The sequence below is a fragment of the Kitasatospora sp. NPDC059817 genome (assembly GCF_042731835.1).
In the GTDB taxonomy this organism is placed as follows: domain Bacteria; phylum Actinomycetota; class Actinomycetes; order Streptomycetales; family Streptomycetaceae; genus Kitasatospora.
The window spans coordinates 1-4319 of sequence record NZ_JBHWIR010000341.1; the positions used below are offsets into that span (position 1 = coordinate 1).

The 4319-nt window shown below is 73.2% G+C and carries 4 protein-coding genes and 3 tRNA genes; all 7 read left to right on the forward strand.

Annotated features, from left to right (window positions below; all coding sequences use genetic code 11):
* The first annotated feature begins 42 nt into the window (after positions 1–42).
* Complete coding sequence (gene rsfS, locus ACFV61_RS34785) at positions 43–501, forward strand: ribosome silencing factor (RefSeq protein WP_063347541.1); 459 nt, start codon at positions 43–45, stop codon at positions 499–501.
* Positions 498–1145 (forward strand): histidine phosphatase family protein, encoded by a 648-nt coding sequence (locus ACFV61_RS34790; protein ID WP_063351096.1) that lies wholly within the window; start codon positions 498–500, stop codon positions 1143–1145. The genes rsfS and ACFV61_RS34790 overlap by 4 nt, the downstream gene beginning before the upstream one ends.
* Positions 1146–1352: 207 nt before the next feature.
* Positions 1353–1425: transfer RNA gene (locus ACFV61_RS34795), tRNA-Ala, on the forward strand.
* A gap of 43 nt (positions 1426–1468) precedes the next feature.
* A tRNA-Ala gene (locus tag ACFV61_RS34800) sits at positions 1469–1541 on the forward strand.
* 306 nt (positions 1542–1847) lie between these two features.
* Positions 1848–1920, forward strand: a tRNA-Ala gene (locus tag ACFV61_RS34805).
* Positions 1921–2017: 97 nt separating this feature from the next.
* Positions 2018–3319 carry a hypothetical protein gene (locus ACFV61_RS34810; protein WP_380496099.1) on the forward strand — a complete coding sequence of 434 codons (1302 nt, stop codon included), beginning with the start codon at positions 2018–2020 and terminating at the stop codon, positions 3317–3319.
* 344 nt (positions 3320–3663) lie between these two features.
* On the forward strand, positions 3664–4319 hold a 656-nt coding region (locus ACFV61_RS34815; protein WP_380496101.1), incomplete at its 3' end, for a class I tRNA ligase family protein.

The following is a 4319-nucleotide window of genomic DNA, read 5'->3' on the forward strand; positions in this document are numbered from 1 at the left end:
AGCCAGGGGTCGCCCCCCAAGCCGCCGAGCCGGAAGAACACCGTGACCGTCACCGACCACAGCCAGCAGCTCATCACCGTCGCCGCGCAGGCGGCGGCCGACAAGCTCGCGCACAACATCATCGCCTTCGACGTCAGCGAGGTGCTGTCGATCACCGACGCCTTCCTGATCGCCTCCGCCAACAACGACCGCCAGGTCCGGTCGATCGCCGAGGAGATCGAGGACCAGCTGCGCGAGCAGCTGGACATCAAGCCGGTGCGCCGCGAGGGCGAGCGCGACGGCCGCTGGATCCTGCTCGACTACCTGGACATCGTCGTGCACGTCCAGCACTCCGAGGAGCGCTCCTTCTACTCGCTGGACCGCCTCTGGAAGGACTGCCCCGAGCTGCCGCTGCCCGAGGACGCCCTGGCCACGCGCAACCGGCCCGACGCCCACACCGACGAGGCCGGCAACGTCGTCGCCCCGGCCGACGACTTCGGCAAGCCCGAGGACCTGCACTGAGCCGGGACGGGCGGGGGCCGCGCGTCGTCTTCTGGCGCCACGGCCAGACCTCGTGGAACCTGGAGTCCCGCTTCCAGGGCACCACGGACATCGAACTGACCGACCAGGGCGTCCTCCAGGCCCAGCGGGCGGCTCGGCTGCTCTCCGGCCTGCGCCCCGACCTGCTGATCTCCTCCGACCTCACCCGGGCCAAGCGCACGGCCGAGGAACTGGCCGAGGTCACCGGCCTCGACGTGCAGCACCACGAGGGCCTGCGGGAGACCTACGCGGGCTCCTGGCAGGGCCTGACCAACGCCGAGATCCGCGACCGCTTCCCGGAGGAGTACGCGGCCTGGGCGGCCGGCGAGCCGGTGCGGCGCGGCGGCGGCGAACTGGCCACCGAGGTCGCCGACCGCTCGGTGCCGGTCGTGCTGGAGGCCGTCGACAAGCTGCCGGAGGACGGGACGCTGGTGGTGGTCAGCCACGGCGGCACCATCCGCACCATGCTCGGGCGGCTGCTGGACCTGGACCCGGTCCAGTGGGAGTGCTTCGGCGGGCTGTCCAACTGCTGCTGGTCGGTGCTCGGACAGGGGGCGCGCGGCTGGCGCCTGCTGGAGCACAACGCGGGCACGCTCCCGCAGCCGGTCATCGGCGACGACACCTGAGCGACGACGCCTGAGCGATGACGCCTGAGCGACGGGCGCGTCGCGGGGTGGGGTGGGGTGGGGTGCGGGCGGGGTTGCGGGCATGCAGGGGCGTGCAGGGGCTTCGCAGGGGCGGATTTCGCAGTTCCGGGCCTGACCAGCTAGAGTTTTCCTCGTTCGCAGGGAAGGAACGCGGCCCGGAAGGGAAGCGGGAGATCCGACGACTGCGGGGCTATAGCTCAGTTGGTAGAGCGCTTGCATGGCATGCAAGAGGTCTGGGGTTCAATTCCCCATAGCTCCACTCCGCACCAGCGATCCTGTTCGATCAGGAGCGCCCGTGTCGCGGGGCTGTAGCTCAGTTGGTAGAGCGCTTGCATGGCATGCAAGAGGTCCGGGGTTCAATTCCCCGTAGCTCCACAGTAGTTGAGAGGCCGTCACCCATCGGGTGGCGGCCTCTCGCGTTGCCGGGCCGCCTTTGTGGGTCTGCCAGTTCCTGTCGCCGGGCTGCCTCCGGGGTGGGCGCGGGCTCCGGGGGCGGGAGCGCGGGTCTCGGGGTGGGGGGCGCGGGCTCCGGGGAGGGGGAGCGGGGGCCTGAGGGAGCGGGAACGCGGGCCCCCCGGGAGCGGATTCGTGGAGCACCCCCGGGACCGTGTAAAGTAGGCGATGTCGCCGAGGGAAACCGGACGGAAACGGCCGAAAGCCTCCGGTGACATCGCAGGTCAAGGGGCTGTAGCTCAGTTGGTAGAGCGCTTGCATGGCATGCAAGAGGTCCGGGGTTCAATTCCCCGTAGCTCCACAGCAGTCGAGGGCCGCCTCCCGAAATGGGAGGCGGCCTTTCGGCGTTCTGCGCATGCCACCGGCGGAAGGGCCGGAAAGACCGCTACCGTCGTTCCATGGCCGATCTGGAGCGAAGGCGGAACGAGGAACTGGCCCGGATACTGCACCAGCTCGGCTGGAGTCCGGAACGGCTCGCCCGCGAGGTGAGCCTCGCCCTGCCGCCAGGCCTGGCCATCAGCTCCACCGCCCCCTACAAGTGGCGCGACCGCGGCATGGTGCCGCGCAGCCCGCACGACCAGACCGTCTGCGAAGTGCTCAGCCGCACCCTCGGCATCGCCGTCACCTACGAACAGCTCTGGGGCCGGATGGGCGGCCACCGCGGCGCCAAGATCCTCTCGCCCCGGCTGCTCACCGACCCGTGGACCGCCGACACCGCCCAGACCGCGCTGCGCGAGGCCGCCACCGACGCCGGGCCCGTCCGCCTCACCGACCTCTTCCGCGGCGCCGACCTCGACCAGGCCGCCGAACGGCTCGCCTCCCCGCCCCCGCCCGTCGGGGGCGGCGAAGGGGCGCTGCGCATCGACCCCGGCCTCGTCGGCGACCTCGGCCTGTCCTACCGCAGCAAGCAGCGGCTCGAACGCTCCTGCGGCGGCGGACTCGTCCTCGGCCCCACCCGGGCCGAACTCGCCATGCTGGCCAAGCTGCTGGAACTCGGCGCCTACGACGAACGGGTCGGCCGCGAGCTGTACGGCACGGCCAGCCGGCTCGCCCGGCTGGCCGGCTGGGCCGCGTACGACCTCGGCCACGACGCGGCCGCCCAGCGCGCCTTCGTCGCCGCCCTGCGGGCCGCCCACGTCAGCGGCGACGTCCGGCTCGGCGTCGCCGTGCTCGGCGGCCTGGTGGTGCTCGCCACCCAGGGCACCGGAGGGCGCGGCCTGGACGCCGTCGCCGCGCTCAACACCGCCCTGGCCCGGCATGGCTCCGTACTGAGCCCCGTCGGCCGGGCCCGGCAACTCGGCCGGATCGCCCGCGCGCACGGCCGCCGGGGCGAGGCCGAGCAGGCCGAGGCCGCCGCCGCCCGGGCCTTCGCCGAACTCGACGGCGTGCCCGGTACGGAGGCGGCCCGCGCCGAACTCGCCGGGATGGTGGGGGAGGGCCGGCTGGCACTCGGCCAGCACCGGATGGCCAAGGCGCTGCTCGCCGAGGCCGTCGCCGGGCTGGGGGCCGGCCGCGGGCGGTCCAAGGCGCTGCTGATGGTCCGCCTCGCCGAGACCCACCGGCGCCTCGGCGACCAGCGGGAGGCCGCCCGCACCGCGTCGCTCGCCCGGGCGCTCGCGGCGGGCATGCAGTCCGAGCGGCTGGCGCGGGCGCTGCGCGACTTCGACGCGGCGACGCGGGCGGCGTCGGCGGGGCGGTGAGGTCTGTGTGTGGCGGGGCGGGGGCGGCGTCGGTGGGGCGGGGGCTGCGTGTGGTGGGGGGCTTCCCGGGTCGGCGGTGAGGTCCGTGCGGGGGCGGGCCCGGGGCCGTCGGGCCCCGGTGGATACCCGGGAGCGCGCTGATCTGCTTGCGGTACCCTGAGCCCATGCGAACCGTGCGCCTGCTCCTTAGCCGGCCGCGCTGACCAGGACCGGTTACGCCCTCGGGCGGTGCCGGAGTCGGCGTGGCGTCCCCTCCTGCGAGGGGATTTTTTGTTTTCCGCCCCCGTTCACGGGCCGGCCGTGTCCGCGGTTCGCCAACTGACATCGATGGAGCTTGAAGGACCATGAGCGAGACGACCCCTGCGTCCGGCACGGCCGAGACCGCGACCGAGCCGTTCCGGTACAGCGCCGCGCTGGCGGCGGAGATCGAGTCCCGCTGGCAGGACCTCTGGGAGAAGGAGGGCACCTTCAACGCCCCCAACCCCGCCGGTGCGCTGGCCGACCCGGCGGCCGGTGACGTCGCCGCGAAGCCGCACAGCTTCATCATGGACATGTTCCCGTACCCCTCGGGCGCGGGCCTGCACGTCGGCCACCCGCTGGGCTACATCGCCACCGACGTCTACGCCCGCTACCAGCGGATGACCGGCCACAACGTGCTGCACACGCTGGGCTACGACGCGTTCGGCCTGCCCGCCGAGCAGTACGCGGTGCAGACCGGCACCCACCCGCGGGTCTCCACCGAGGCCAACATCGCCAACATGCGCCAGCAGCTGCGCCGGCTGGGCCTGGGCCACGACCCGCGCCGCTCGATCTCCACGATCGACCCGGAGTACTACCGCTGGACCCAGTGGATCTTCCTGCAGATCTTCAACTCCTGGTACGACGAGCAGGCCGGCCGGGCCCGGCCGATCGCCGAGCTGATCGCCCGGTTCGAGTCCGGCGCGAAGCCGACCCCGGACGGGCGCCCGTGGGCCGACCTCTCCGCCGCCGAGCGCGACGA

Excerpts from the sequence above, each read along its gene's own strand:
- ACFV61_RS34810 (WP_380496099.1), top strand. The coding sequence starts at position 2,018 with ATGGCCGATCTGGAGCGAAGGCGGAACGAGGAACTGGCCCGGATACTG.